This is a genomic window from Glutamicibacter uratoxydans (genome assembly GCF_006539925.1).
Taxonomy (GTDB): domain Bacteria; phylum Actinomycetota; class Actinomycetes; order Actinomycetales; family Micrococcaceae; genus Glutamicibacter; species Glutamicibacter uratoxydans.
Window position 1 is genome coordinate 53,050 of sequence record NZ_BJNY01000013.1, and the last position, 22,315, is coordinate 75,364.

General features: G+C 61.4%; 24 protein-coding genes and 1 riboswitch. Of the genes, 6 read left to right on the forward strand and 18 right to left on the reverse strand.

Annotated elements, in window-relative coordinates; translation table 11 throughout:
* Positions 1–2: 2 nt before the first annotated feature.
* A complete protein-coding gene (locus AUR04nite_RS12080; protein ID WP_141365352.1) occupies positions 3–1,388 on the reverse strand; it encodes a glycine--tRNA ligase in 1,386 nt (461 codons plus the stop codon).
* 182 nt (positions 1,389–1,570) lie between these two features.
* Here AUR04nite_RS12080 and AUR04nite_RS12085 point away from each other — a divergent pair, with 182 nt between their 5' ends.
* Positions 1,571–1,801 carry an RNA-binding S4 domain-containing protein gene (locus tag AUR04nite_RS12085; protein ID WP_141365354.1) on the forward strand — a complete coding sequence of 77 codons (231 nt, stop codon included), beginning with the start codon at positions 1,571–1,573 and terminating at the stop codon, positions 1,799–1,801.
* Here the strand turns inward: AUR04nite_RS12085 and AUR04nite_RS12090 are convergent.
* On the reverse strand, positions 1,798–2,454 hold the full coding sequence (locus tag AUR04nite_RS12090; RefSeq protein WP_141365356.1) for an alpha/beta hydrolase: 657 nt from the start codon (positions 2,452–2,454) through the stop codon (positions 1,798–1,800). The two genes, AUR04nite_RS12085 and AUR04nite_RS12090, sit on opposite strands and share 4 nt — an antisense overlap.
* 174 nt (positions 2,455–2,628) lie before the next feature.
* Here AUR04nite_RS12090 and AUR04nite_RS12095 point away from each other — a divergent pair, with 174 nt between their 5' ends.
* The gene (locus AUR04nite_RS12095; RefSeq protein ID WP_141365358.1) at positions 2,629–3,015 is read left to right on the forward strand and encodes an SHOCT domain-containing protein; all 387 of its coding nucleotides are present in this window, start codon (positions 2,629–2,631) and stop codon (positions 3,013–3,015) included.
* 123 nt (positions 3,016–3,138) lie between these two features.
* Complete coding sequence (locus AUR04nite_RS12100) at positions 3,139–3,921, forward strand: SGNH/GDSL hydrolase family protein (RefSeq protein WP_141365474.1); 783 nt, start codon at positions 3,139–3,141, stop codon at positions 3,919–3,921.
* Positions 3,922–3,998: 77 nt separating this feature from the next.
* Here AUR04nite_RS12100 and metX read toward each other — a convergent pair whose 3' ends face one another.
* Both metX and AUR04nite_RS12110 read right to left on the reverse strand, forming a co-directional pair.
* Positions 3,999–5,144, reverse strand: coding sequence for a homoserine O-acetyltransferase MetX (gene metX / locus AUR04nite_RS12105; protein ID WP_141365360.1), 1,146 nt, complete (start codon positions 5,142–5,144; stop codon positions 3,999–4,001).
* 2 nt (positions 5,145–5,146) lie between these two features.
* On the reverse strand, positions 5,147–6,490 hold the full coding sequence (locus tag AUR04nite_RS12110) for a bifunctional o-acetylhomoserine/o-acetylserine sulfhydrylase (RefSeq protein ID WP_141365362.1): 1,344 nt from the start codon (positions 6,488–6,490) through the stop codon (positions 5,147–5,149).
* Between the two features lie 91 nt (positions 6,491–6,581).
* A riboswitch (SAM riboswitch) is annotated at positions 6,582–6,700 on the reverse strand.
* Positions 6,701–6,874: 174 nt separating this feature from the next.
* Between AUR04nite_RS12110 and AUR04nite_RS12115 the strand changes: the two genes are divergently transcribed.
* A complete protein-coding gene (locus AUR04nite_RS12115; protein WP_141365364.1) occupies positions 6,875–7,519 on the forward strand; it encodes a VOC family protein in 645 nt (214 codons plus the stop codon).
* 113 nt (positions 7,520–7,632) lie between these two features.
* On the opposite strand, the gene AUR04nite_RS12120 is transcribed toward AUR04nite_RS12115, so the two are convergent.
* The 3 genes from AUR04nite_RS12120 to AUR04nite_RS12130 all read right to left on the reverse strand — a co-directional run bounded on the left by AUR04nite_RS12120 (position 7,633) and on the right by AUR04nite_RS12130 (position 10,277).
* The gene (locus AUR04nite_RS12120) at positions 7,633–8,967 is read right to left on the reverse strand and encodes a hypothetical protein (RefSeq protein WP_141365366.1); all 1,335 of its coding nucleotides are present in this window, start codon (positions 8,965–8,967) and stop codon (positions 7,633–7,635) included.
* 124 nt (positions 8,968–9,091) lie between these two features.
* A complete protein-coding gene (locus AUR04nite_RS12125; protein ID WP_141365368.1) occupies positions 9,092–9,505 on the reverse strand; it encodes a GNAT family acetyltransferase in 414 nt (137 codons plus the stop codon).
* A gap of 19 nt (positions 9,506–9,524) precedes the next feature.
* On the reverse strand, positions 9,525–10,277 hold the full coding sequence (locus AUR04nite_RS12130) for a CPBP family intramembrane glutamic endopeptidase (protein ID WP_407646697.1): 753 nt from the start codon (positions 10,275–10,277) through the stop codon (positions 9,525–9,527).
* Between the two features lie 113 nt (positions 10,278–10,390).
* On the opposite strand from AUR04nite_RS12130, the gene AUR04nite_RS12135 reads away from it, so the two are divergent.
* Entirely contained in the window at positions 10,391–11,245 is an 855-nt protein-coding gene (locus tag AUR04nite_RS12135) for an aminoglycoside phosphotransferase family protein (RefSeq protein ID WP_141365372.1), read from the forward strand.
* A gap of 18 nt (positions 11,246–11,263) precedes the next feature.
* Here the strand turns inward: AUR04nite_RS12135 and AUR04nite_RS12140 are convergent, their stop codons facing one another.
* The 10 genes from AUR04nite_RS12140 to tpx all read right to left on the reverse strand — a co-directional run bounded on the left by AUR04nite_RS12140 (position 11,264) and on the right by tpx (position 20,569).
* Positions 11,264–12,043, reverse strand: coding sequence for a DeoR/GlpR family DNA-binding transcription regulator (locus AUR04nite_RS12140; protein WP_141365374.1), 780 nt, complete (start codon positions 12,041–12,043; stop codon positions 11,264–11,266).
* Positions 12,044–12,055: 12 nt separating this feature from the next.
* The gene (locus tag AUR04nite_RS12145; protein ID WP_170184196.1) at positions 12,056–12,766 is read right to left on the reverse strand and encodes a copper homeostasis protein CutC; all 711 of its coding nucleotides are present in this window, start codon (positions 12,764–12,766) and stop codon (positions 12,056–12,058) included.
* 11 nt (positions 12,767–12,777) lie between these two features.
* Positions 12,778–13,635 carry a carbohydrate ABC transporter permease gene (locus tag AUR04nite_RS12150; RefSeq protein WP_246055514.1) on the reverse strand — a complete coding sequence of 286 codons (858 nt, stop codon included), beginning with the start codon at positions 13,633–13,635 and terminating at the stop codon, positions 12,778–12,780.
* Between the two features lie 2 nt (positions 13,636–13,637).
* Positions 13,638–14,570 (reverse strand): carbohydrate ABC transporter permease, encoded by a 933-nt coding sequence (locus tag AUR04nite_RS12155; RefSeq protein WP_141365378.1) that lies wholly within the window; start codon positions 14,568–14,570, stop codon positions 13,638–13,640.
* Between the two features lie 125 nt (positions 14,571–14,695).
* Positions 14,696–15,952 carry an extracellular solute-binding protein gene (locus tag AUR04nite_RS12160; RefSeq protein ID WP_141365380.1) on the reverse strand — a complete coding sequence of 419 codons (1,257 nt, stop codon included), beginning with the start codon at positions 15,950–15,952 and terminating at the stop codon, positions 14,696–14,698.
* Positions 15,953–16,171: 219 nt separating this feature from the next.
* Positions 16,172–17,008, reverse strand: coding sequence for a class II fructose-bisphosphate aldolase (locus AUR04nite_RS12165; RefSeq protein ID WP_141365382.1), 837 nt, complete (start codon positions 17,006–17,008; stop codon positions 16,172–16,174).
* 12 nt (positions 17,009–17,020) lie between these two features.
* A complete protein-coding gene (locus AUR04nite_RS12170; protein WP_170184197.1) occupies positions 17,021–17,953 on the reverse strand; it encodes a 1-phosphofructokinase family hexose kinase in 933 nt (310 codons plus the stop codon).
* A complete protein-coding gene (locus AUR04nite_RS12175) occupies positions 17,950–18,888 on the reverse strand; it encodes an ROK family protein (protein ID WP_141365386.1) in 939 nt (312 codons plus the stop codon). Before AUR04nite_RS12175 ends, AUR04nite_RS12170 begins: the two co-directional genes overlap by 4 nt.
* A gap of 5 nt (positions 18,889–18,893) precedes the next feature.
* Positions 18,894–19,796 (reverse strand): SIS domain-containing protein, encoded by a 903-nt coding sequence (locus tag AUR04nite_RS12180; RefSeq protein WP_141365388.1) that lies wholly within the window; start codon positions 19,794–19,796, stop codon positions 18,894–18,896.
* Between the two features lie 275 nt (positions 19,797–20,071).
* A complete protein-coding gene (gene tpx / locus AUR04nite_RS12185) occupies positions 20,072–20,569 on the reverse strand; it encodes a thiol peroxidase (RefSeq protein ID WP_141365390.1) in 498 nt (165 codons plus the stop codon).
* A gap of 96 nt (positions 20,570–20,665) precedes the next feature.
* Here tpx and AUR04nite_RS12190 point away from each other — a divergent pair, with 96 nt between their 5' ends.
* Positions 20,666–21,298, forward strand: coding sequence for a class I SAM-dependent methyltransferase (locus tag AUR04nite_RS12190; RefSeq protein WP_141365392.1), 633 nt, complete (start codon positions 20,666–20,668; stop codon positions 21,296–21,298).
* A gap of 31 nt (positions 21,299–21,329) precedes the next feature.
* Here AUR04nite_RS12190 and AUR04nite_RS12195 read toward each other — a convergent pair whose 3' ends face one another.
* The gene (locus AUR04nite_RS12195) at positions 21,330–22,301 is read right to left on the reverse strand and encodes a GlxA family transcriptional regulator (protein WP_141365394.1); all 972 of its coding nucleotides are present in this window, start codon (positions 22,299–22,301) and stop codon (positions 21,330–21,332) included.
* Positions 22,302–22,315 lie beyond the last annotated feature (14 nt).

The window sequence follows — 22,315 nt, forward strand, 5'->3', positions numbered from 1 at the left end:
GGCTAGGCTCCGTTCAGACGCTCGGACAGGTAGGCGGTGACCTGGTCCAGGGATACGCGCTCCTGGGCCATGGTGTCGCGCTCGCGGATGGTCACTGCCTGGTCTTCGAGGGTGTCGAAGTCCACGGTGATGCAGAACGGGGTGCCGATCTCATCCTGGCGGCGGTAGCGGCGGCCGATCGCTCCGGCGTCGTCGAAGTCGATGTTCCAGCGCTTGCGCAGCTCGTTGGCAAGGTCCTTGGCCTTCGGCGAAAGGTTCTCGTTGCGGGAAAGCGGAAGCACGGCGGCCTTGACCGGTGCCAGGCGTGGGTCCAGCTTGAGCACGGTGCGCTTGTCCACGCCGCCCTTGGTGTTCGGGGCTTCGTCCTCGGTGTAGGCGTCGACCAGGAATGCCATCATCGAACGGGTCAGGCCGAAGGAAGGCTCGATCACGTACGGGGTGTAGCGTTCGCCGCTGGCCTGGTTGAAGTAGGACAGCTCGGCGCCGGAGGCCTTGGCATGGGAGGACAGGTCGTAGTCGGTGCGGTTGGCCACGCCCATGAGTTCGCCCCATTCCGAACCCTGGAAGCCGAAGCGGTACTCGAAGTCGATGGTGCCGGCCGAGTAGTGGGCGCGCTCGTCTTCCGGCACGTCGAACTGGCGCAGGTTCTCTTCCTTGATGCCCAGGTCGATGAACCAGTTCCAGCAGTCCTTGACCCATTCATCGAAGAACTTCGGTGCGTCCTCCGGTGCGGTGAAGTACTCGATCTCCATCTGCTCGAACTCGCGGGTGCGGAAGATGAAGTTGCCCGGGGTGATTTCGTTGCGGAAGGACTTGCCGATCTGGCCGATGCCGAACGGCGGCTTCTTGCGGCTGGCGGTGAGCACGTTGGCGAAGTTCACGAAGATGCCCTGCGCGGTTTCCGGGCGCAGGAAGGCCAGGCCGGCTTCGGTGTCCACCGGGCCCAGGAAGGTTTTCATCAGGCCGGAGAACTGCTGCGGCTCGGTGAACTGGCCCTTGGTGCCGCAGTCAGGGCAGGCGATCTCGCTCATGCCGTCCTGCGGTTCGCGGCCCTTCTTCGCGACGAAGGCCTCGATCAGGTGGTCCTGGCGGTGGCGCTTGTGGCACTGAGTGCACTCCACCAGCGGGTCGGTGAAGGTGGCGACGTGGCCGGAGGCTTCCCAGACTGCCTTGGGAAGAACGATGGAGGAATCCAGGCCCACCATGTCTTCGCGGCCGCGCACGAAGTTCTGCCACCATTCGCGCTTGATGTTTTCCTTCAGTTCGGTGCCCAGGGGGCCGTAGTCCCATGCGGAGCGGGAACCGCCGTAGATTTCACCGGCCTGGAAGACGAACCCGCGACGCTTTGCGAGGGAAATGACCTGATCAAGCTTGGACTGTGGCGCCATATCAACTCCATAGGGACTTACGAGGCCGCTGGTTGCGGTCCGCAGAAAAATACATACCTGCCAAGCCTATCGTTACCAGGGCTGTGGCACTAAGCGCCGGCAGGTAACTTAAGCGTGAACTTCCCCGCTATTTTCCCTCTTGCATGCTTCCAGGCGTTCACCGGTAGGGAACAATGGAGAACATGAGTGCAACTGATGCTTTTGATCTTGAAATCCGCGACGAGTCGATCCGCCTGGGCCAGCTGCTCAAGCTTGCCAACCTGGCGGAGGACGGAATCCACGCCAAGGAGCTGATTGCCGAAGGAATTGTCACCCTCAACGGCCAAGTTGAAACCCGACGCGGCGCCCAGGTGCGCCCGGGCGACGTCGTCTGCGTTGAGGGCGAGTGCGTGAAGGTTGCTTCGCGCGCCTAGTCCTGCTGCTTGTCCAGCACTACCCGATTCAGGAACGCGGCGACGTCCTGGATCTCCTCCATGCATACCGAGTGTGCGATCTGCGGATACGTTTCGTGGACGAGCTCGGTGTGCTTCGGAGCCCAGCCCAGGGTGTAGGCGATCTTGTCCCGGGTGATGACCGGATCCGCAAGATCCCTGCCCCAAAACATCGGCAGCGGCGCGGCGATGAGTGCCTCGTCCTTGAACAAATCAGATTCCGGCGCCTCGATGGCAAAGCCCGAGAGTCCGACCACCGCGGCAATCGCCTCCCGCTGGTAGCGGGCCAGCGACGTGGCCATGGCCATGCCTTGGGAGAAGCCAAGCAGCGTCACAGAGGAATGCTGCTTCGCCAGCGGCTCGAGGAATGCCCACAGCGACCTGATGCTGTCTTCCACCGATTCAATGCTGTAGTCGATTTCCTGGCTTAGCGGGAACCAGCTGAAGCCAGGCCCTGCCTGCAGCGGTGCACGCACCGAAAGGTAGGTAAATTCATCGGGCAGGTACTGAGACAGGCCCATCAGATCTTGCTCGTTGGAACCGTATCCGTGGAGGAACACCAGCAGCGGCGTGCCAAGGCGTGAATCGTCGTTGCGTGAAATCAGCGCAACCGGCTGTGCGTCATTGGTAGTCATAGTTCCTTCAGCCTAGCGAGTGCCGACGTCCCAGCGCGATCCAGCCCGCCTGAAGCTTTCTCAGGTCATGAAAATATAACGATTGAACTATTTGCCTGTAAATCTCGATATTTCGTGCTTGACTAGTGAAGTCAAGAGTTTCTTCACTTCTGCTCACTAGTCAGATCGGGCGCCATGATTTCTTTGCCATCCATGAACTTCGAAGTCCAGTACGTCGAGGACCAGTTCACTAATGACACCAATAATCCGCTCGTGCCGAATTCCTTTGAATTGTTTGCCGGCGGTATGGGAATCTTTTTCCTCGTGGTCATGCTTTTGGTCGCAGGAGTTTTCGTTGCTGCGATTGTTCTCTGGGTGCGCAATTACCGCAAAGCCAAGGAGGCCGGAGCTGACATCTTCACCCTGCAGACAGACTTGGCGGTCAAGGCTGCCAACTCCCAGTTCCTCGCTCCTGCCCAAACCAAAGAGCAGAAGCTTGCAGAGTTGGACGGACTCAAACGAAAGGGAATGGTCACCGACGAAGAGTATTCCGCGGCAAGGATGAAGATTCTCTCGGAGTAGCTGCCCAGCCCGTTGACACCTCACTACTGGCAAGTAACAATGTAGTCTGTGCCTAATTCCCCAAGTTTTGAGAACTCAGATTCAGCCAATTCAACTGCGCATCCTTGGCGGCGCTATGTCGCCATGGGCGATTCCTTCAGCGAAGGCGTAGGCGATCCAGACCCGGAGAACCCCGGTGCGTTCCGCGGCTGGGCCGATCGTCTGGCACAAGAGCTGAGCCGCACCGTCCCGGAATTCGCCTACGCAAACCTGGCCATCCGCGGACGCTTGATCCAGCAGATCATCGATGAACAGCTTGAAGCAACCATCGCCCTGAAGCCGGATCTGGTCTCCATCTGCGCCGGAGGCAATGACGTGCTGCGTCCGGGCGGGGACCCGGACAAGATTGCAGACCTGCTCGACTCAATGATCAGCAGGCTCAGTGATTTAGGCGCAACAATCCTGCTGTTCACCGGCCCGGACATCCGCGACACTCCTGTGCTCGGAAGCATCCGCGGCCGCGTGGCCATCTACAACGAAAACGTGCGCACCGTGGCAGCCCGCTACGACGCGATCGTCGCCGACATGTGGGCCCTGCGCGACCTGCACCAGCCGCAGATGTGGTCTGCAGACCGCCTGCACTTCTCCCCTTTGGGGCACCAGCGCATCGCCGCCATGGCCCTGGATTCCTTGAACGTCCCGCACCAGCTGGACACCAGCGTCGAGGCCGTGGTGGACACCCGCACCTGGCGCGAAGCGCGCATTGAAGACCTCCAATGGGCCCGCGAGCACCTGGCGCCGTGGGTGCTGCGCCGCCTACGCCACCAGTCCTCGGGCGACGGAATCACCCCCAAGCGCCCTACCCCCACTCCGTTCTCGCAGACCGCAGCCAACGATTCGCTGGGCGCCGGCGACAGCAGCAACTAGGCCCCGGGCACAAGGACACAAAAAACCAGCCGCCACCGATTACTGGTGCGGCTGGTTTTTCGTATGGGGCCATATTCCTAGTCGTCGAAGACCAGGGTGCGCAGCACCGGATCAAGCTGCTTGGCATCTGTGAGGAAGCCGTCATGCCCGATCGGCGATTGGATATAGTGCACCGGCTTGCTGCGCACCAGCGCGGCGGCCAGCCTTTCGGACTGTTCAGGGAAGTACAGCCTGTCGGTGCTCACCGCGGCGACCACCACGTTTACCGGAGCCAGACGCGTCAGCGCCGCCTCGTAGGATTCGTGGCCGCGGGCCACATCGTGGCTCATCAGAGCCTCGGTCAGCACCAGGTAGCTGTTCGCGTCAAAGCGGTTGACCAGCTTGTTGGCTTGGTGGTCCAGGTAGCTTTCCACCTGGTAGCGTCCGCGGGCGCCGTGGAACCTGCCGTCGGGGACTTCCCCGTCCTGGGCCCTTCGGCCAAAGCGGGTTTCCAGCTCTGCCTCGCTGCGGTAGCTGATATGGGCCAGGCGCCGCGCCAGCCCCAGCCCCGCATCCGGGCGCGCCTGGTTCAGGTAGTAGTCTCCGCCGGCAAAATGCGGATCCAGCCGTATTGCCTGGGTCTGCACCTGTGCCAGGGCAATCTGCTCCGCGCTGGACTGCCCGGTCGAGGCCATGACCACAAGGTTGGCCACCTCGTCCGGGAACTGCACCGCGTATTCCAGCGCCCGCGCCCCGCCCATGGAACCGCCGATCACCGCATGCCAGCGGTCGATTCCCAGCTGCTGCGCAAGGCGCTGCTCCAGGCGCACCGAGTCCTTGATGGTCACGAAGGGGAATCGCGACCCCCAGGGCGTTCCGGACTCATCCAGCGAAGAAGGCCCGGTCGATCCATTGCAGCCGCCGACCATGTTGGCCGCCACCACGAAATACTTCTCGGTGTCCACCGTCAGTCCGGGGCCGACGAAGTCCTCCCACCAGCCCGCGGTCTGCGAGTCCCCCTGCGAAACATGGGCGTCGCCGGTCAGCGCATGCATTACCAGCACGGCGTTGCCGCCGTCCGCGTTCAGGGTGCCCCAGGTTTCATAGGCCAGCTCGACCTGCGGCAGGTGTCCGCCGAATTCGAAGTCGTAGGCGCCGACGGCGGCACGGCGCAGAATGCCGTGCTCGCCCTCGGTGATAGTCGCCGCCCCCACAGTGTCTTTGGTAGTCACAATGGATGTCATGCCTAACGGGTTTCCTGCAGTTCCTTGGCATCAAGGGCCGCCACTGCCTGGAAGCCGAGTTCAAGGTCTGCCAGGATGTCGTCGATGTTCTCCAGCCCGACGCTCAGGCGGACCAAGCCCGGGCGCACGCCGGCGGCCAGGCGCTCTTCCTCGGAGAGCTGCGCGTGGGTGGTAGAGGCAGGGTGGATGACCAGCGACCGGACATCGCCCAGGTTTGCCACATGAGAGTGCAGCTGCAGGGCCGAGACAAAGGCCTTGCCCGCCTCCGCGCCGCCGGAGAGCTCGAAGGCGATGATCGAGCCTGCGCCCTTCGGGCTGTACTTCTTGCCCAGCTCGTACCATGGCGAGGATTCCAGTCCGGCGTAGGCCACGGTCTCGACGTCACTGCGGCCTTCAAGCCAGTTCGCCACCTTGGTGGCGTTTTCCACATGGCGTTCGATGCGCAGCGACAGGGTCTCAAGACCCTGGGCGATCAGGAAGGCATTGAACGGCGCCGGCGCCGAACCCAGGTCGCGCAGCAGCTGCACGCGGGCCTTGAGGATGTAGGCGAGGTTGGCGCCGAGGATGCCGTTTACGCCCAGGTCGCGGGCGTAGACCAGACCGTTGTAGGACTCGTCCGGGGTGTTGAAGGTCGGGAAGCGCTCCGGGTCCTTGGAGAAGTCGAAGTTGCCCGAATCCACGATCACGCCGGCAATGGCGCTGCCGTGTCCGCCGAGGAACTTGGTGGCCGAGTGGATCACGATGTCAGCGCCCCACTCGATCGGGCGGATCAGGTATGGGCTGGCAAGGGTGTTGTCCACCAGCAGCGGAACGCCTGCCTCATGCGCGATGGCCGCGACGTTTTCGATATCCAGGACGTCCTGGCGCGGGTTGGAAATGGTTTCTGCAAAGAACGCCTTGGTGTTCGGCTGCACCGCGTCGCGCCAGGACTGCAGGTCATCGGAAGCCGCAACGAAGGTGACCTCGACGCCCAGCTTCTTCAGGGTGTGCTTGAGCAGGTTCTGGGTACCGCCGTAGAGGCTCGGGCTGGCGACAATGTGGTCGCCGGCCTCGGCAATATTCAAGATGGCGAAGGTGGTGGCCGCCTGGCCGGAGGACAGCAGCAATGCTCCCACGCCGCCTTCGAGGTCTGCGATCCGGGTCTCCACCGCGTCCGCGGTGGGGTTGCCGATGCGGGTGTAGATCGGCTCCAGCTCCTGCAGTGCGAAGCGTGCAGCGGCGCTTTCGGCCGAAGGGAAGACGAAGGAAGTGGTCTGGTAGATCGGCAGCGCGCGTGCGCCGGTGACTGGATCCGGCGCCTGGCCGGCGTGGATCTGACGGGTTTCGAATGACCAGTTATTGCTCATGGTTGCCTCCAAAAGTTCTGTAACTATGGGGGTACGCCACTGAAAAGCACACCAGCAGGAAGTACCTAGGCATAGGTGCTTCCAGAGGGGTAACCCGCGCTTGTTCAACACGCCTTGTGCGTGTTGAGCCAGGTCTTCACCCGGGGCACCCCACCGCGGTTGGAGGGTTGCCGTCCAGTAAGCCGGGGCTTGTTACTGGAACTCATGACCTGTAACCAGTGTGCCTGAAAATCGAATAATTGCGCAATTCACCGACAGATAGAATGTCTCATTCGTTCACATTCGATACATAATCACATTTTTGTCGCATACTATTCGATCAATTTTCTCGGGTTAGGCACACCTAAGTAGAGACTCGGATCACAATATTGCCATGATGGGCACATGATGAGGCTAGATCACGTTACGTACGCATGCGGCCCCGACGGGCTGCTGCAAACCGCTGAGAGAATTTCGCAGTCCCTGGGCTTGGAATTCGTCAAGGGAGGCGTGCATCCACGTTTCGGAACTCGAAATGTCATCTTCCCCTTGAAGCACGACCAGTTCCTTGAGGTTGTTGAGGTGCTCAACCACCCTGCCAGCGACAAGGCGCCTTTCGGCCAGGCAGTCAGGGCTCGTTCCGAGCTCGGCGGCGGCTGGATGGGCTGGTGCGTATCGCTGGAAGACCTCAGCGCAGCTGAGGAGCGTTTGGGCCGCAAGGCAGTCCCGGGCAACCGCAAATTCCCCGACGGCCGCGAATTGACGTGGCAGCAGATCGGCATCAAGGGCCTAATCGCCGATCCGCAGGTGCCCTATCTGCTGCGCTGGGACGACGGCACCGAGGAGCTGCACCCGTCCAAGGCCCTGGAGCCGGTAGGCTCCATCAGTGAGATTTCGATTGCTGGTTCCCAAGAACGCGTCCTTGAATGGCTGGGCCAACCGGAGAACGTCAATTTGGGCGGGGTCACCACCAATTACCAGGCGCCAAACGGCAATCCGGGAATCCTGTCCGTGACGTTCGAGACCGAACGCGGCACAGTAGTCCTCTAGGGGCTGCACTGTAGGACACGAACAGCACCGGACTTGAGGTAGGCGGGGACAACGGCGTCCCCACCTACCTCAAGTTGGTTAACCACCCGTTGGGAAAACTGCGGCTGCGCGATCTAGGAAGCCTGGCTTGAGGTTGGAAGAGCCACCAACCGGCACTCGTCAATTCCCGCACGGGCCTGCTGGACCCAGTCAGCCTGCTGCTCCTTGGGCAATTCCAGCAAGACTTCCAACGCCGTCTCATCGTCAAGATTAAGGTAGCCTTCATCAGCCCTGGATGCCCACCACAGGTGCACCAGCCGAGCCTGGTGGAGCATGCGCTGGCGATGGCCCACCCGCGGGTTGTATTCCTCCTCGACGATGTCTTCATAGGCTGCCGACTGCTCCAGCGAAGCCATGCATTGCTGATCGGGCTCGTTGACGTTGCGCATGGCAAGATCCCACATCGCCGATTCCACCGTGTACTGCTGAGCGAGCTTCACATGCTCGCCCCCGGTAGCGGCCGCGTAGCCCTTGCTGGTGGTGATGATTCGAGGCAGCTCAATGCCGCTGGCATCTTCAAGCCGCTGCACCCCCTGGACGAGATTCTGTCCAAGCTCTTCCCACTGCCCCGCCTCGCTGGGCCAGAAGCAATAGTCGTGCTTCGCCCCCGCTCCGCCGGCAACGCACTGAAGATTCGGCGTCAGGTCAACTGCCTGCTGCTCCCCTGCCTCGAAGCCGTTGACTGCCGCCGCCGACCAGAGTCCGCCGACCAGCAGCGACGAGCATGCGGCCACGGCAAGGGGGCTGCATCGCTGCAGCGAACCGGATTTGAGCAGCAGAACCACCATGCCAAAGGCCAACCACCCGAGATAGCACAGGCCCACTGCGGTAATGACCTGCGGATTGGCAGTTGAATCGGTGGAACAGCATCTGGCAAGGCCCGCCATATTGGAAACCATCGGCGTCTTTTGAACCAGTGCTGCCAGCTGCAGGCCTCCAAAAAGCACAATGCTTACCGGCAGGGCAACCCAACGGGGCAGGAGCAGCCCCACGCCGAGCCCGCCGAAGATCAATCCCAGAAGCATCACCGCGGCCAGTACAATCATCTTGGGTTCAAGGGCGAACACCTGCCTCAGCCGGTACATCACCGTCAGATATCCCAGGCTATAGGCGCTGGCGCCGATGATCAGGGCAGGAGCTGCAAGCTTGAGTGCCGAGCACAGCTTTTGCGGGGCACCGTACTTGCCCTTCAGCAGCCGAGGGGCAAAATTCGAAGCCGTCCATGCGCTGTAGGCGGCAATAATCAGACCGCAGAACACCAGCCCGAAAGACGAGGCTACGCTCATGCCTTCACGCGTCGTGTCTTCAACTTCAACAGGAAGCAGCAGGGCGAGGACTTCGGTGCAGATCAGGATCACCATCAGCACGAAGGAGGCACGGGATTTGCTCCAAAGCTCTGTTGCAGACACGGCGCCCTTCCACTGCTGTTGACAGATTGGATGCCATCAGACAGATTCTTGTCATCCTGTTGGATAATTTACATACCGGAGCAACTCTATCCGCTTACGTGCCAGATTCCTCGCATCTGGGTCGTTAAGGAGCGATCCTCTTGCCGAGGACCTGCACGGAAGCATCCTCAAATCCGAGCGCTTCGTAGAATTCAGCCACCTTCTTGTTCTCGCTGCGGATCATCAGCTGCACCTTCACCGCTCCGCGACCCTTCAGCCATTCGATGGCCTCCTGCACGATGCGCTTCCCCAAGCCGCGCGACTGCAGCTGCGGGTCGACCGCCACATAGTACAGCCAGCCGCGGTGGCCGTCGAAGCCTGCCATTGCCGTTGCCTGCAGGCTCCCGCCGTGGACCAGTGCCAGTATTGTCGAAGTCTCGGTGGAAAGTGCTTGGCGCGCATCGGCAGCCGCATCGTTCCACGGGCGCGTGAGTCCTGTACGCTCCCACAGCTCAACTGCCTGGGGAATCATTGCTTCTTCAAGTTCTGCGATGTCCATTGGCTCAGGCTATGCGGAGTCAGGCGCCGATGCCAATGGCGGGCCCCAGCAGCAGGAAACCAACGAATCCGAAGGCATCAAGCAGGAAATGGGCAATGACCAGCGGCATGACCCTGCCGAACCGGTGGTAGACCCAGCCGAAGACAATACCCATGATCATGTTGCCGATCATCGGACCAATACCCTGATACAGGTGGTAGCTGCCGCGGATGGCCGCCGAAATGATGATGATCTTCCAGGCCCCGGCTCCCAGTTTCCTGCCATAGGTGAACAGCACCCCGAGCATGATGACTTCTTCCACCACCGCGTGCCGGGCCGCCGAGAGTAGCAGCACCGGAATGCTCCACCAATAGTCGCCGAGGTTTGCCGTGGATAACGCAGTGGTGATGCCCAGGGCACGCCCCGCGGCATAGACCCCGAGCGTGCCGATCCCCATGGCCAGGAACAGGCCGAGGCCGGCGAGCGAATCCCGGCCGGGGCGGCGCAGGTCGAAGCCGATCATCCGCGCTGTCGTCCCGGTGCTGCGCTTCATCAGGTACAGCGCCAGCAGCACCGGAACCAGGGCGAAGCCGATTTCCAACAGCTGGTAGGCCAGATCGAAATACTCGCGCGTGTTCTTGGCGGTGTTCATTGCGGTGGTCTGGCCGCCCAGGGGGCCGCGGGTTGCCTTGTCTGCGAAGCTGACCAGCGAATACACAGCGCTTTGCCCCAGCGACAGGGCCATCACCAGCAGGATTTCAAGTTTGAGGTTCCGCCGCGCCGCAGGCGCCAATTTTGGGTCTTCCACTCGTTGATCATAAGCAGAAATGCCTGTGAACAGGCCCAGCAGATAGGCTGTTCTCATTGCCTTGAATCCACCGCACCGTCGAAAAGAGCCAACTGTCAGTGACACGTCCAGCCACCACTGCCGAACTTTCATTGGCCGAGCAGCTGTGCCCGCAGTTCTCCTGGGAGAACGCCCATGTTGAAGAAGGCGGGCAGTTCCACACCGTGCTGATCGCCAACGACCAGGCCGTGATCCGCATGGCCCGCACCGAGGCGGCCTCCGCCCAGATGCCTCGGATCCTCAAGCTGCATGAATTGCTCGCGCAGCAGCTGGACTACCCGATACCCACTGCGCTCAGCCCCGTCGTCACCCGCGGCACGCTGAGCAGCGTGGCAATGACCTTCCTGCCCGGAGCCGCCCATCCGCCGCACCATGGAGACGCGAAGATACTGCGCCAGCTGGTTGCCGACCTTGCGGCGGTGGACCTAGCGGGGCTGAGCGAATACCTCTCCGAGCCATTTGCCTTCCGCGGCCCATGGACCGAACAGCGTGTCGCCGAAAGCTACAACGCCCTGCCCGAGGAACTGCGCCAGCCTTCGCTGGCGATCTGGAACCAGCTGGAGGCTTTGGAACAGGTGCCCCCGTCTCTGGTCCATGGGGACCTTGCCGGACACAATATGCACTGGATTGACGGGAAGATCAGCGGCATTCTGGACTGGGATCTGGCGGCGGCCTGGGATCCTGCCCTGAACACCGCCTACCTGTCGCTGTGGCATGGGCAGGATCTCATCGAGCAGATCGCCCCTGATGCCGAGCAGGCGCACCGCGCGCAGATCTGGCTTGGATTGATGAGCCTTGAACGGCTCTCGGACACGGTCTCCCGCACGGATAACCCGAAGCTGGGCAAGCTGCTGCGCAAAATCGGCCCGCGCATCATTAACGCGGCAAAGGCCGCGGATTCCCGCGGCCTCTAGCCTAGAGCCATCGAAGGACTAGACCGTCACCGGCATGCCCGCCGCATTCAGCGCCGCACGCTGTTCGCTGCTGATGTGCTGGTCGGTAATCACGCCCGTGAGGTTTTCCCGGTCGAGGATCACAAACGAGCGCTGGCCGATCTTGGAGGAGTCGACCACCACGAAGCTGCGGGTGGCCTGCCTGATCAGCAGTTCGTTCACCGCCGCTTCCATCTCATCGGAGACCATCAGCCCGTCCTCGGGGTCCAGCCCGTTGACACCGAGGAATGAGAGGTCCATGGTGATCTTCGACAGCGAGGACTGGGCCAGCGGCCCCACCAGCTCATAGGAGCGGTCGTTGAGCACGCCGCCGGTGACCATTACCCGGATATGCGGGCGCACCGCGAGCAGCGAGGCGATATTGACCGCATTGGTCACCACCGTCAAGGTCACCCGCCCGGGCTCCCCCACCAGGTCCTGGCGCAGGCTCAGCTCGGTGGCGATCGCCTTGGTGGTGGTGCCGCCCGACAGCCCGACGACCATGTCCCTGCCCACCATGGCCGCGGCGACCTTGGCGATCTGTATCTTTTCCTCGTCGTGGTCCTCGCGCTGGTAGCGCGAGGGCAGGTCGTAGGCGACGGTGTTGGACACCGCCCCGCCGTGGGTCCGGGTGAGCAGCGAGGCGGCGGCCAGGGAGTCAAGGTCGCGCCGGGCCGTAGCCGGGCTGGTTCCCAGCTGCTGCACGATCTCATCCACATCGATCTGCCCCTTGTTGGCCAACAGATCGAGGATGTGGTTAAGCCGCTCCTCGCGTTTCATAGATCCTGCTCCCTATCGATCGAGCGCGTTCACTGCGCTGCGCAGTTCACGGACGTGGTCTGCCGACACCCTGATGGTGCCAGCCTGCTGTGTCTTGGCGGAGAAATGCACCGCGGATACGCCCGCAGCTTGTGCTGCAGCGATGTCCTGCACCCGCATTCCGCCACCGGACATGATTTGAATCGTGGTTCCGGCCTGCTGCACCATGCGCGCGATGGTTTCCATGCCATCGCCGGCGGCATCACTGCCACCACTAGTCAACACTCGTTTTACCCCAAGTGCCAAAAGCTGGGAGACTGCGTGTACCGGATCGCTGCTGGCATCGACCGCTCGGTGGATGGTGATTTCCACTTCCGGGTTCACCTCAAGGCTGGCCTGGGCCAGCCTGCCGATGACCTGCAGGTCGAGCTGCCCGTCGGCGGTCAGCGCGCCGAGCACCACGCCGTCGGCTCCAGCCCGTACCAGGCGGCGGGCCTGGCGTTCCATCACCGCTACATCGGCCAGGTCGTAGTGGAAGTCGCCCGGCCGGCAGCGCAGCAGTGCGTGCACGCCCAGTGCCGGGCGGTGCTCCAGGATATCGTCGAGCACCTCGGGGCTCGGGGTGATCCCTCCCAGCTCCAGCGCCTCGCAGGCTTCGATCCGATCGGCTCCCGCCCCAGCGGCGGCCTGTGCGCAGGCACCGCTGGTGGCGACGATTTCCAGGGCCGGAAGCTTGGCAGACATGTGTTCCACCCTTATTTCACGGCGCCTGCGGACAGGCCGCCGATCAGGCGCTTCTCGATCATCGCGAAGAGGATGATCACCGGAACAATTGCCACGATCGATACGCCGAAGACGTACTGCCATGCGGTGGCATACTGGCCGACGAACTTGGTCAGCGCCACGGACAGCGGCTGGTTCTCTGCGGTGGACAGGATTACCAGCGATGCGGCGAATTCATTCCAGCAGGAGACGAAGGTGAAGATCACTGCGGTGACAATGCCCGGCCAGACCAGCGGCAGGTTGATCTTGAACAGCACACGCCATTTGCCTGCACCGTCGATCTGCGCCGCCTCGTCGATGCTCTTGGGGACGCCGGCGAAGAAGGAGTGCATGATCCACACCGCGAAGGCGAGGTTGAAGGCCGCGTTGATCAAGATCATCGCCAGCCAGGTGTCGTTGATGTTCCAGGCGAGCATCTGCTTGAACAAGCCGGCGGTCAGCACCGCAGGCTGCAGCATCTGGGTGACGATTACCAGGAACATGAACGCGAGCTTGCCGGGGAACTTGAAGCGCGCGGTGAAGTACGCGGCGGGAGTAGCCACCAGCAGCACCAGCAAGGTGGCGCACACGGAGATGACGATGGTGGAAACCAGGTTGTAGGGAACCGGGGTCTCGGGGGTGTCCCACATGCTCACGTAGTTCGACCACTGGGCGCCGTCCTGCGGCAGGTAGTTCGGCGGGATCTGCAGGATCTCGGCCTGGGTCTTGAGCGAGCCGATCATCATGGTGATGTACGGGATCATGAAGACCAGGCCGACGACCAGCCCGATAATCATGCGGCCAATGACTGTCTTGCGCGGTGCGCGGTCTTCTGTGTCGAGGAAAGCCACGATTAAACCTCATCCATTGGCTTGACGGTCTTTAGGTAGATAGCGACGATGACCAGCACGATCGCGAAGTTGAGGACCGAGAGGGCGGAAGATAGATCCAGTCGGCGGTCGAACTGCAGCACCTTGAAGATGTAGGTCATCAGGGTATCTGCGTCGTTGCCGGGAATGGAGCCTGTCATGATCTTGAGGATCGGCAGGTTGTTGAACACGTTGATGATGTTGATCAGCACGGAGACTGCCAGGGCGGAGCGCAGCTGCGGCAGCACGACGAAGATGTAGGTCTTCCAGCGGCCTGCGCCGTCCATACGGGCTGCTTCCAGGGTCTCGGTGGGAACCGCCTGGAGTCCTGCCAGCAGGGTGTAGGTGGTGAACGGGATGGACACGAAGATGGCGACGATGACCGAAACTGCCATGGCCGGCACCGCGTTCTTGGTCCAGCCGAAGCCTTCATCCATCAAGCCGATCTGGACGAAGAAGTGGTTGAAGATGCCGTAGTTCGGGTCCAGGCCGTAGTAGAACACGGTGGTGGTCATGACGACCGAAGCTGCCCAGGGAACGACCACTGCCATACGCACCAGGGTGCGTCCGGGGAACGGCTTGTGCAGGAACTGCGCGAGCGCCAGGGAGAGGATCACGGTAATCAGCACCACCGAGACCACCCAGAAGAAGGTGTTCAGCAAGATGCGGGGAAGCACCGGGTCGGAGAAGATCGTGGCGAAGTTGTCAAAGCCGACCGATTTCAAATCGGTGCCGACCGAAGAGATCTTGCGGGTCGAGTTGTAGATCATGTATCCGGCGGGGAATACGACGATCGCGAGGATCAGCAGCAGTGCCGGGCCGATCCACGGGAGGGAAGAGAGAAAAGACTGGTTGTCGGTGCTGCGCTTGCGTTTGCGCCCTGCCGGGGCTTTGACTGGCAGTGATGAGGAGCTCATTCTCGGCTCGCTTTCGTTGCATTCGGCCCAGGAAGGGACCGGCAGAATGGGTGCGGTGTTTTGACAAGAGGCCCGGCGTTCTCACGCCGGGCCTCTGCCTGTGAGCTAAGGAGTGCTGCTGCGGGCTACTTCGCCGCGGCGTCGGCCTTAGCCTGGATTGCGTCAAGGACGTCCTTTGCGGACTTGCCGGTGGCAATCTCACCCATCAGCGACTTGAATGCGCCGTCGGTGGCATTCCATGCAGGGTTGGTGGTTGGGTAGAAGACTGCGTTGGGCAGCTGGTCCAGGAATGGCTTCAGGGCCTTGTCGCCGGAGAGCTTCTCAGAACCGGACTTGGTGGTTGGAAGGAATCCTTCGGTGCTGACCCACTTGGTGTAAACGTCAGCCGAGTAGAAGTAGTCGAAGAACTCCTTGACTGCAGCCGAGTTCTTGCCGTCCTTCTTGAAGGACATCAGGCGGTCGGCAACACCCAGGGTGGCAGGCTCGCCGGTCTTGGTGGCCACCGGTGCGATGCCGTAGTTCAGCTTCGGGTTTTCCTTCTCGATCTGGCCAACGGTCTGAGGCAGACCGTAGGCGAAGCCGAGCTTGCCCTGGATGAAGGTGTTCAGCATCGGGGTGCGCTGGGTGGCTCCCGGATCGTTCTGGGTGACGCCGTCGTTGATCATCTTCTGCATGAACTCTGCGGCTTCAAGATCCTGCGGGGTGTTGACCGCGATCTTTTCGGCGTCACCGAAGTTGCCGCCGTTCCCGGCGAACCAGATCAGGGTTTCGCCCTGTGCTTCTTCATTGCCCAGTGGCATGCCGTAGCCATCGGACTTGGTCTTCTCGCTGATGGCCTTTGAAGCATCGTAGAGCTCGTCCCAGGTCTTCGGAACCTCGGTGACGCCGGCTTCCTTCATCAGGTCTTCGTTGTAGAACAGCGCACGGGCCGAGGCGATCAGCGGCAGGCCGTACTGGGTGCCTTCGAACTTCTCAGCGTCGGCGAAGGTCGGCTGGAAGTCGTCGATGGTTGCCTGGGATGCAATATCGGTGGCTGGAGCCAGCAGGCCTTCGGCAGCGTACTCAGCGAACGCACCGCCGTTGTAGATGTCCGGAGCCTGGTTGCCCTGCAGCTTGGTCTTCAGAACATTTTCGATGTTCTCCCAGGACTGCACTTCCAGATCGATCTTGATGTCCGAGTGCTCTGCCTCGAAATCCTTGATGACGCCTTCCCACAGGGCCTTGGTGCCGGTGGAATAGGTTGGAACGAGCATTTCAAGGGTGGTCTGGCCGCCTTCGGCGGTGTTCGAGCCGCCCTTGTCGCCGGAGAAACCGCAGCTGGTCAGCAGCAGTGCGGCTGCGGCCGAGAGAGCAAGGGCCGCTGTGCGCTTGGATCGTTTCATTGTCTTCCTCAATCGTTTGGGATGCCGCAGCACCGGTGCAAGTGAACGATTCATGATTTTTTCGTGAAATATCGATCAAGAAAAATCATGTTCTATTCGAGTATGAGGTGCACCATACCCTGCGTCAAGAGGAAACTGTGATTTTTTTGGCTTGATAATGATCGAAAAGATCATAATCAATCAAATAATCACTCAAACGGTCACTGCAAATTCCACGAGCTAGGCGCTGGCGAAGAGCTCAAGCATCCGCCCAGCCTCTGCTGACATGGCCTTTCGCCCAGCGGCCAGATACTTTCGGGAATCCACTGCCTGCTCGTTGGCGGCCAGCCACTCCCGCACGGCGCGGGTGAAGTAGCCGTTCAAGTGCGTTGAAACGTTGATCTTCCGCATGCCAGCGCGAATGCCAGCTACCAAGGTTTCATCGGGCACCCCCGAGGAGCCGTGCAGCACCAGCGGAACATCTACTGCCTCATGCAGCGCGGCGATCAGCCCAAGATCCAACGACGCCCCGCGTTCGAGCATGGCATGCGAGGAGCCGACGGCCACAGCCAAGGAATCGACGCCGGTGCTTTGCACGAATTGCACTGCTTCGTCCGGATCGGTGCGCACACCAGGCGCATGTGCCCCGTCCTTGCCGCCGATCTCCCCCAGCTCGGCTTCGACGCTGGCGCCGGCCCGGCGAGCCGCGGCCACCACCCTGCGCGTGGCCTCGACGTTCTGTTCGAAGGGCAGCTTGGCGCCGTCATACATGACAGAACCAAAGCCGAGGTCCAGTGCCTGATAGACCAGGACTTCATCCTCTGCATGGTCAAGGTGCAGGGCCACCGGGACGGCGGCCTCGTCTGCCATGGCCAAGGCGGCCAGCGCGATGGGGCGCAGGGAGCCGTGGTACTTGACGCAGTTTTCGCTGATCTGCAAGATGACCGGGCGGTTCACCTGCTGCGCACCGGCAATGAGCGCCTGCGCAGTTTCCAGGTGGATGACGTTGAAGGCGCCCTGGCCATAGTTTCCCGCCACAGCCTGGTCGAGAATCTGAGAAGTAGGTACTAGCGGCATGGGATTGCTCCTTTAGATGTCCTCGCCCTCAGGCAGGATTCGATAGGCGACCTCTTGTCTCAAGGCCTGGTGGGCAGGGGACAGCACCCCGGCGGTTGGCATCAGCACTGTGGAAGCCGACCAACTCACCGCGCGCCGCAGGGTTTCTTCCCTGCTGGCGCCGTCCACGTGGCTGGCGAGAATTGCGGCTACCGCTGAGTCGCCGGCGCCGGTGGGGTTGCCCGACAGCTTGCGCCCCAAGTGGGCGTGCGCAATCAGCGGGGTCTCCTGGGTGAAGTGGTAGAGTCCCCGCTCGCCGGCGCTCAGATAGATTTCTGCGGATCCGCGCCGCAGCAGCTCCTGCGCCCCCTCCAGCAGGGTTGGCGCGCCGGTGGCCGCCAGCAGCTCATGTTCGTTGGGCTTGAGCACCGCGCCGTTGGAAGCGGCTTCCAGCAGCAGGTCTCCGCTGGTATCAACCAGGGTATAGGCCCCTGCCTTGGTCGCATCGACGATAAAGGACCGCATTACAGATCGGCGGGTCTCGGCAGGCCAGGAGCCGCAGATGCCCACCGCCTGTGCTGATTCGAGCAGCTGCAGATAAGTGGCCCGAACCTGTTCCCATTCCTGGGCGGTCAGCGGCGCCCCTGCCTCATTGAAGACGCTGGTGGTATTTGCCTTGGGATCGAAGAACGACATGGAGCGGCGCGTCGCGGCGCCCACCGGTACCGCAGTAGAGGGCACCTGGGCCGCTGTCAGTTCTTCCAAGAACTCCCGCCCCGTGTTCCCGCCCAAGGGAAAAAGCGCGCTGGCCTCGTACTGCTGGCTGTGCAGCACCCGGGCGACGTTCACTCCCTTGCCGCCGGCTTGGCGGTGGCGCAGGGTCACCCGGTGGCTGGCGTCGATTGCGGCGCCCGGAGCGGTATAGGTTTCATCGATGGCCGGGTTGGGCGTGAAGGCCAGGATCATGAGGCCTGTCCAGCTTGCACTCCGCTGGCCTCGCGGGCCAGGATCAATGCGCCTTGCAGTCCCGCATCCGCGCCGAGATGGGCGGAGATCAGCCGCGGGCGGCGGTGGAAGGAGAGCCTGCATTCCAGGGACTGTTCCAGCTCGGCAAAGAACTCCGGGCCCGCTTGGGCCAGTCCGCCACCGAGCACAATGCCTTCCGGAGCTACCGAGGAGCACAGCTGCGCCATGGTGAAGGTCAATGCTTCAACTGCATCATTGATGATCGACGCCGCGAATTCGTCACCGGCGGCCCGGGCAGCAAAAACTTCCTTGGCCCCGACCTTCAGGCCGGTCTTGTCAAAGTAGCGTTTGGCGATGGCGCCTGCCGAGCCAACCGTCTCAAGGCAGCCGGTCGCGCCGCAGGGGCATTCGAACCCGCCGGGCACCTGGGAATGGCCCAGCTCCCCCGCGTAGCCGCCTGCGCTGATCAGACGCCCGTCGACCATCAATGCCGTTGCAATGCCGGTGCCGATGATCATGACCACAGCATTGTGGCGCAAGGCCTCATCCTTGGCGCCGCTGCCCAGTTCGAGCTCGGCGCGCGCTGCCAGCGAAACGTCATGACCAAAGCCCACCGGAAGCCCCAGAGCAGTGGATGTCATGGCCTTCAGCGGCGCATTGCGCCACCCCAGATTGGCAGAGAAGATGCCTATGCCCTCGTCGGCGTCAACCAGCCCGCAGACGATCAAGCCGGCGGAAGCCGCCGCGGCTCCCGCCCTGTCTTGCAGGCGGGTGCCCAGCTGTTGCAGCTGCGACACCAGAACCTCCGCTGAATCTTCCGGGGCCACCTTGCGGGTCGGCTCGCGCAGGACCTGCAGGATCTCGCCATTGCTGTCGGCCAGCCCCGCTTTGATGTCGGTGCCTCCGACGTCAAAGAGCAGGAAGTGTTCGTTCATGGCCTTTAGCCTTCCAGGATGACCGATCGGGTCAGATTGCGCGGGCTGTCTGGATCCAGGCCGCGCGCGCGGGCGCGGTCCAGGGTCACCCGGTGGATGTAGGCGAGGTCTGCCAGCGGGTGGCGGTCCTCGTTGATGTAGATGGCGCCGGTGCGCTGAATATCAGCATCCAAGCCCTCTGGCTGGGTGCCGAGCATCCACGTGACCCGGTTCGGCGCGGCAATGGAGATTGGGCCGTGGCGGTAGTCCATGGCCGGGTAGGCTTCGGTCCAGCCCTGGACTGCCTCGCGCATTTTCAAGGCCGCCTCGTGGGCCAGGCCCACCGAGAAGCCGCGGCCCAGGAAAGTGAACTGCTCGGCGTCGACCAGCTCCTTGGCAGTGGGCAGGCTGACCAGTTCTGCGGCCTGGGCGATGGCCGGCTCAAGGTCTTCGCCCACGCTGGAGAGCAGGTAGGCCAGGGCTGTGGTGGCAAAGCGGGTTTGCACCACGGACTGCTCGTCGGCGTAGGGCAGCTCGATGACGGCGTCGACCTTCTGCACGATCGGCGAGGTGGTGTCGCCGATGATCGCGACGGTGCGGATGCTGCCTGCCAGCTCATCGAGCAGCTGCAGCACCTCTGAGGTGGTTCCGGAGCGGGTGATCGCCACCAGGACATCGTAGTCGCGGCCGGCGATGCGGGCCTCGGAAGCGGCGAAGGCGTCGGTGACGCCGTGCCCTGCTGCTTCTCGCGCCGAAGCATAGGCTTCAGCCATGAACCATGAGGTGCCGCAGCCGACGACTGCTACCTTCAGTCCCTTGGCGGGCAGCAGGTCCTCGGACTGCTGCTGGTCGATGGCACGGCGCCACATTGCAGGCTGTGAAACCAGTTCTTCTTCCATGTGTGCGCCCAGAATCGACTGCTCGCTCATCTTCGCTCTCCCTCGTAGTCTCCATCGCAACCGGCCAATCAGCCGGAGAAGTCTCTGTGATGTTTTATGATCATTTTTCACAGAGAACAATCATAAGCAATCTATAAAGAGTATAGGGATAGTTGCTTCACTTGAAAATCCTTTGGAGCAAAGAAGTGGAGAAACTTACAGCTTCCCTTCAAGCTGGAAACAAAAAACGGCGTCCCCGCACCCCGAAGGGCTTGGGAACACCGTTTATTGGCGTCAGCAGCGCGAGCACTGCCGAAGGTGGTTGCTTAGCTCAGCGCTGCAATAGCTGCGTCGTAGTTAGGCTCGGTGGTGATCTCTGGGACTACCTCGGTGTAGACAACCTTGCCGGCTTCATCCAGAACGACGACGGAGCGGGCGAACAAGCCTGCCAGCGGGCCGTCAGCCTGGGTCACGCCGTAGTCTGCGCCGAAGCTCGAACGGAATGCGGAGGTTGGAACAACGTTCTCGATGCCCTCGGCACCGCAGAAGCGGCCCAGTGCGAACGGAAGGTCTGCCGAAGCGGTGACAACGGTGGTGTTCTCCAGACCAGCTGCAAGTTCGTTGAAACGACGAACGCTGGCGGCGCACACACCGGTGTCTACCGATGGGAAGATGTTGAGGACGACGCGGCGGCCAACCAGCGATTCGCTGGTGACGTCAGCCAGGTCGGTGCCGACAAGAGTAAAAGCAGGAGCCTGCGAGCCAACGGCTGGCAGTTCTCCAACGGTCTGAACAGGGGTTCCCTGGAAAGCAGTATTAGCCATGGTTCTTGTTTATCACGGATGGGCTTTTCATCGCTAAATGTGTATCGACTGCGAGCCCAATAAGTCGGTTGAAGCCATTGATGTCAGACTTTATCCATGGGTGCCCAGACAAACTATGCCGAGTACACGCGAAAGATGCTGACACTTGTTGAGCGCGGAGTAGATTTCGAGGTTGATGCTCGATTCATTGATGTCTTGGTCCCGCGGCGAGCACGCATCTTGGACATTGGCTGCGGCATCGGCAATGCCGTTGCGGCTTTGCGATCCCGAGGACATCAGGCCTTCGGTATTGATCCGACCCCGGAACTGTTCCTCGCGGCCACAGCGCTACACGACGCCTCGTGGTTCCGACAGATTAATGCAGGCGCCCTGTTTGATCCAAAGCTCTCCGAAGCAGGACTGCCCGAGCGGTTCGATGTAGTTCTCGCCTCGGGGAATGTCCCTGAATTCCTGACTGAAACGGAACTCCAGATCGTTTTCGACTTCGCCCGCCAGAGGCTCACAAACTTCGGGTCACTTGTCATCGGAACCAGCTCTGCGGCCCCTCACGGCACAGCCTACCTAGACGAATTAGCGCAATCCCACGGACTGCATGTGCAGCAACGATTCAGCGATTGGCACCTGAACCCCTTCACACCCGAATCTCCATGGTCGGTGAGCGTCTACACAGTCAAAAATCTCCGCGGGCCATTCGAAGCACCCGATGGCATTTTCGTGCTGCCAGCCTAGCTCCATCCCAAGCCGAGGCACCTTACTAACTTCAAAGGTTGGTAGCACGTTCCAACTTGAGCTGAAATGACCTTCGATATTCGCTCGGAGCAGTCCCCTTTAGTGCGATAAAACGTTGCCGAAATGCTACTTCAGAGGCGAACCCCGTCTTGCTGGCTATCTGACCGATACTGGCTTCGCTCTCTTCCAAGAGGCGGCAGGCTTCAGAAATTCTCCACGAGGCAATCCATCGAGCCGGAGTCGTTCCAGTTTCATCCTTGAACTTTCTCAGAAAAGTTCTTTCGGACATCCGTAGTTCGCCAGCCAGTGAGGCAACGCTCCACTGTGCAGCAGGCTGAGAATGCAATAGAGCTCTAACAGCCTCGAAAACTTTCCCTTCTAGTTCCGAAACAGGAATCGGCGACTCTATGAATTGAGCCTGCCCGCCTTCACGATGCGGCGCCATCACCATGGACCGAGCAACCATATTCGCAGTGCGGGCGTTAAACAGCCGCCGTATCAATTCGACGCAAAGATCAATCCCTGCAGCGACTCCTGCTGAACTCCACACATTTCCTTCACCGACGAAAAGTGCCCCGGAGTCGACTTCTACCTGTGGAAATGCAGAAGCAAGCCTCTCTGACAGAGCCCAATGAGTTGTTGCTCGCCGGCCATCCAATATCCCTGATTTCGCCAGCACGAACGCCCCAGAACACAGTGATGCAACAATTCCGCCGCGCGCATGAACAGCACGGATCACGTCCAGATACCGAATGTCTAGCTCAGAATTCAGGTCTTCCAGGCCCGGAACAAGCACCAAGTCTGCTGTTTTTGCCCACGCCAGATTTTCATCAGAAGCACATGATGCCCCATCGCTCAAAGGCACGTTTCGAACAACCGAACACCTGCGAAGGTCGACATCCAATTCTCCGGAGGACAGCCGAGTTGGCGCCCATGTCTCATTGACAAGGGCTACGTCGAATAAGCGTGCACCTGGAATCAACAGCAATGCCACTGTAATCATGCAAATAGCTTATG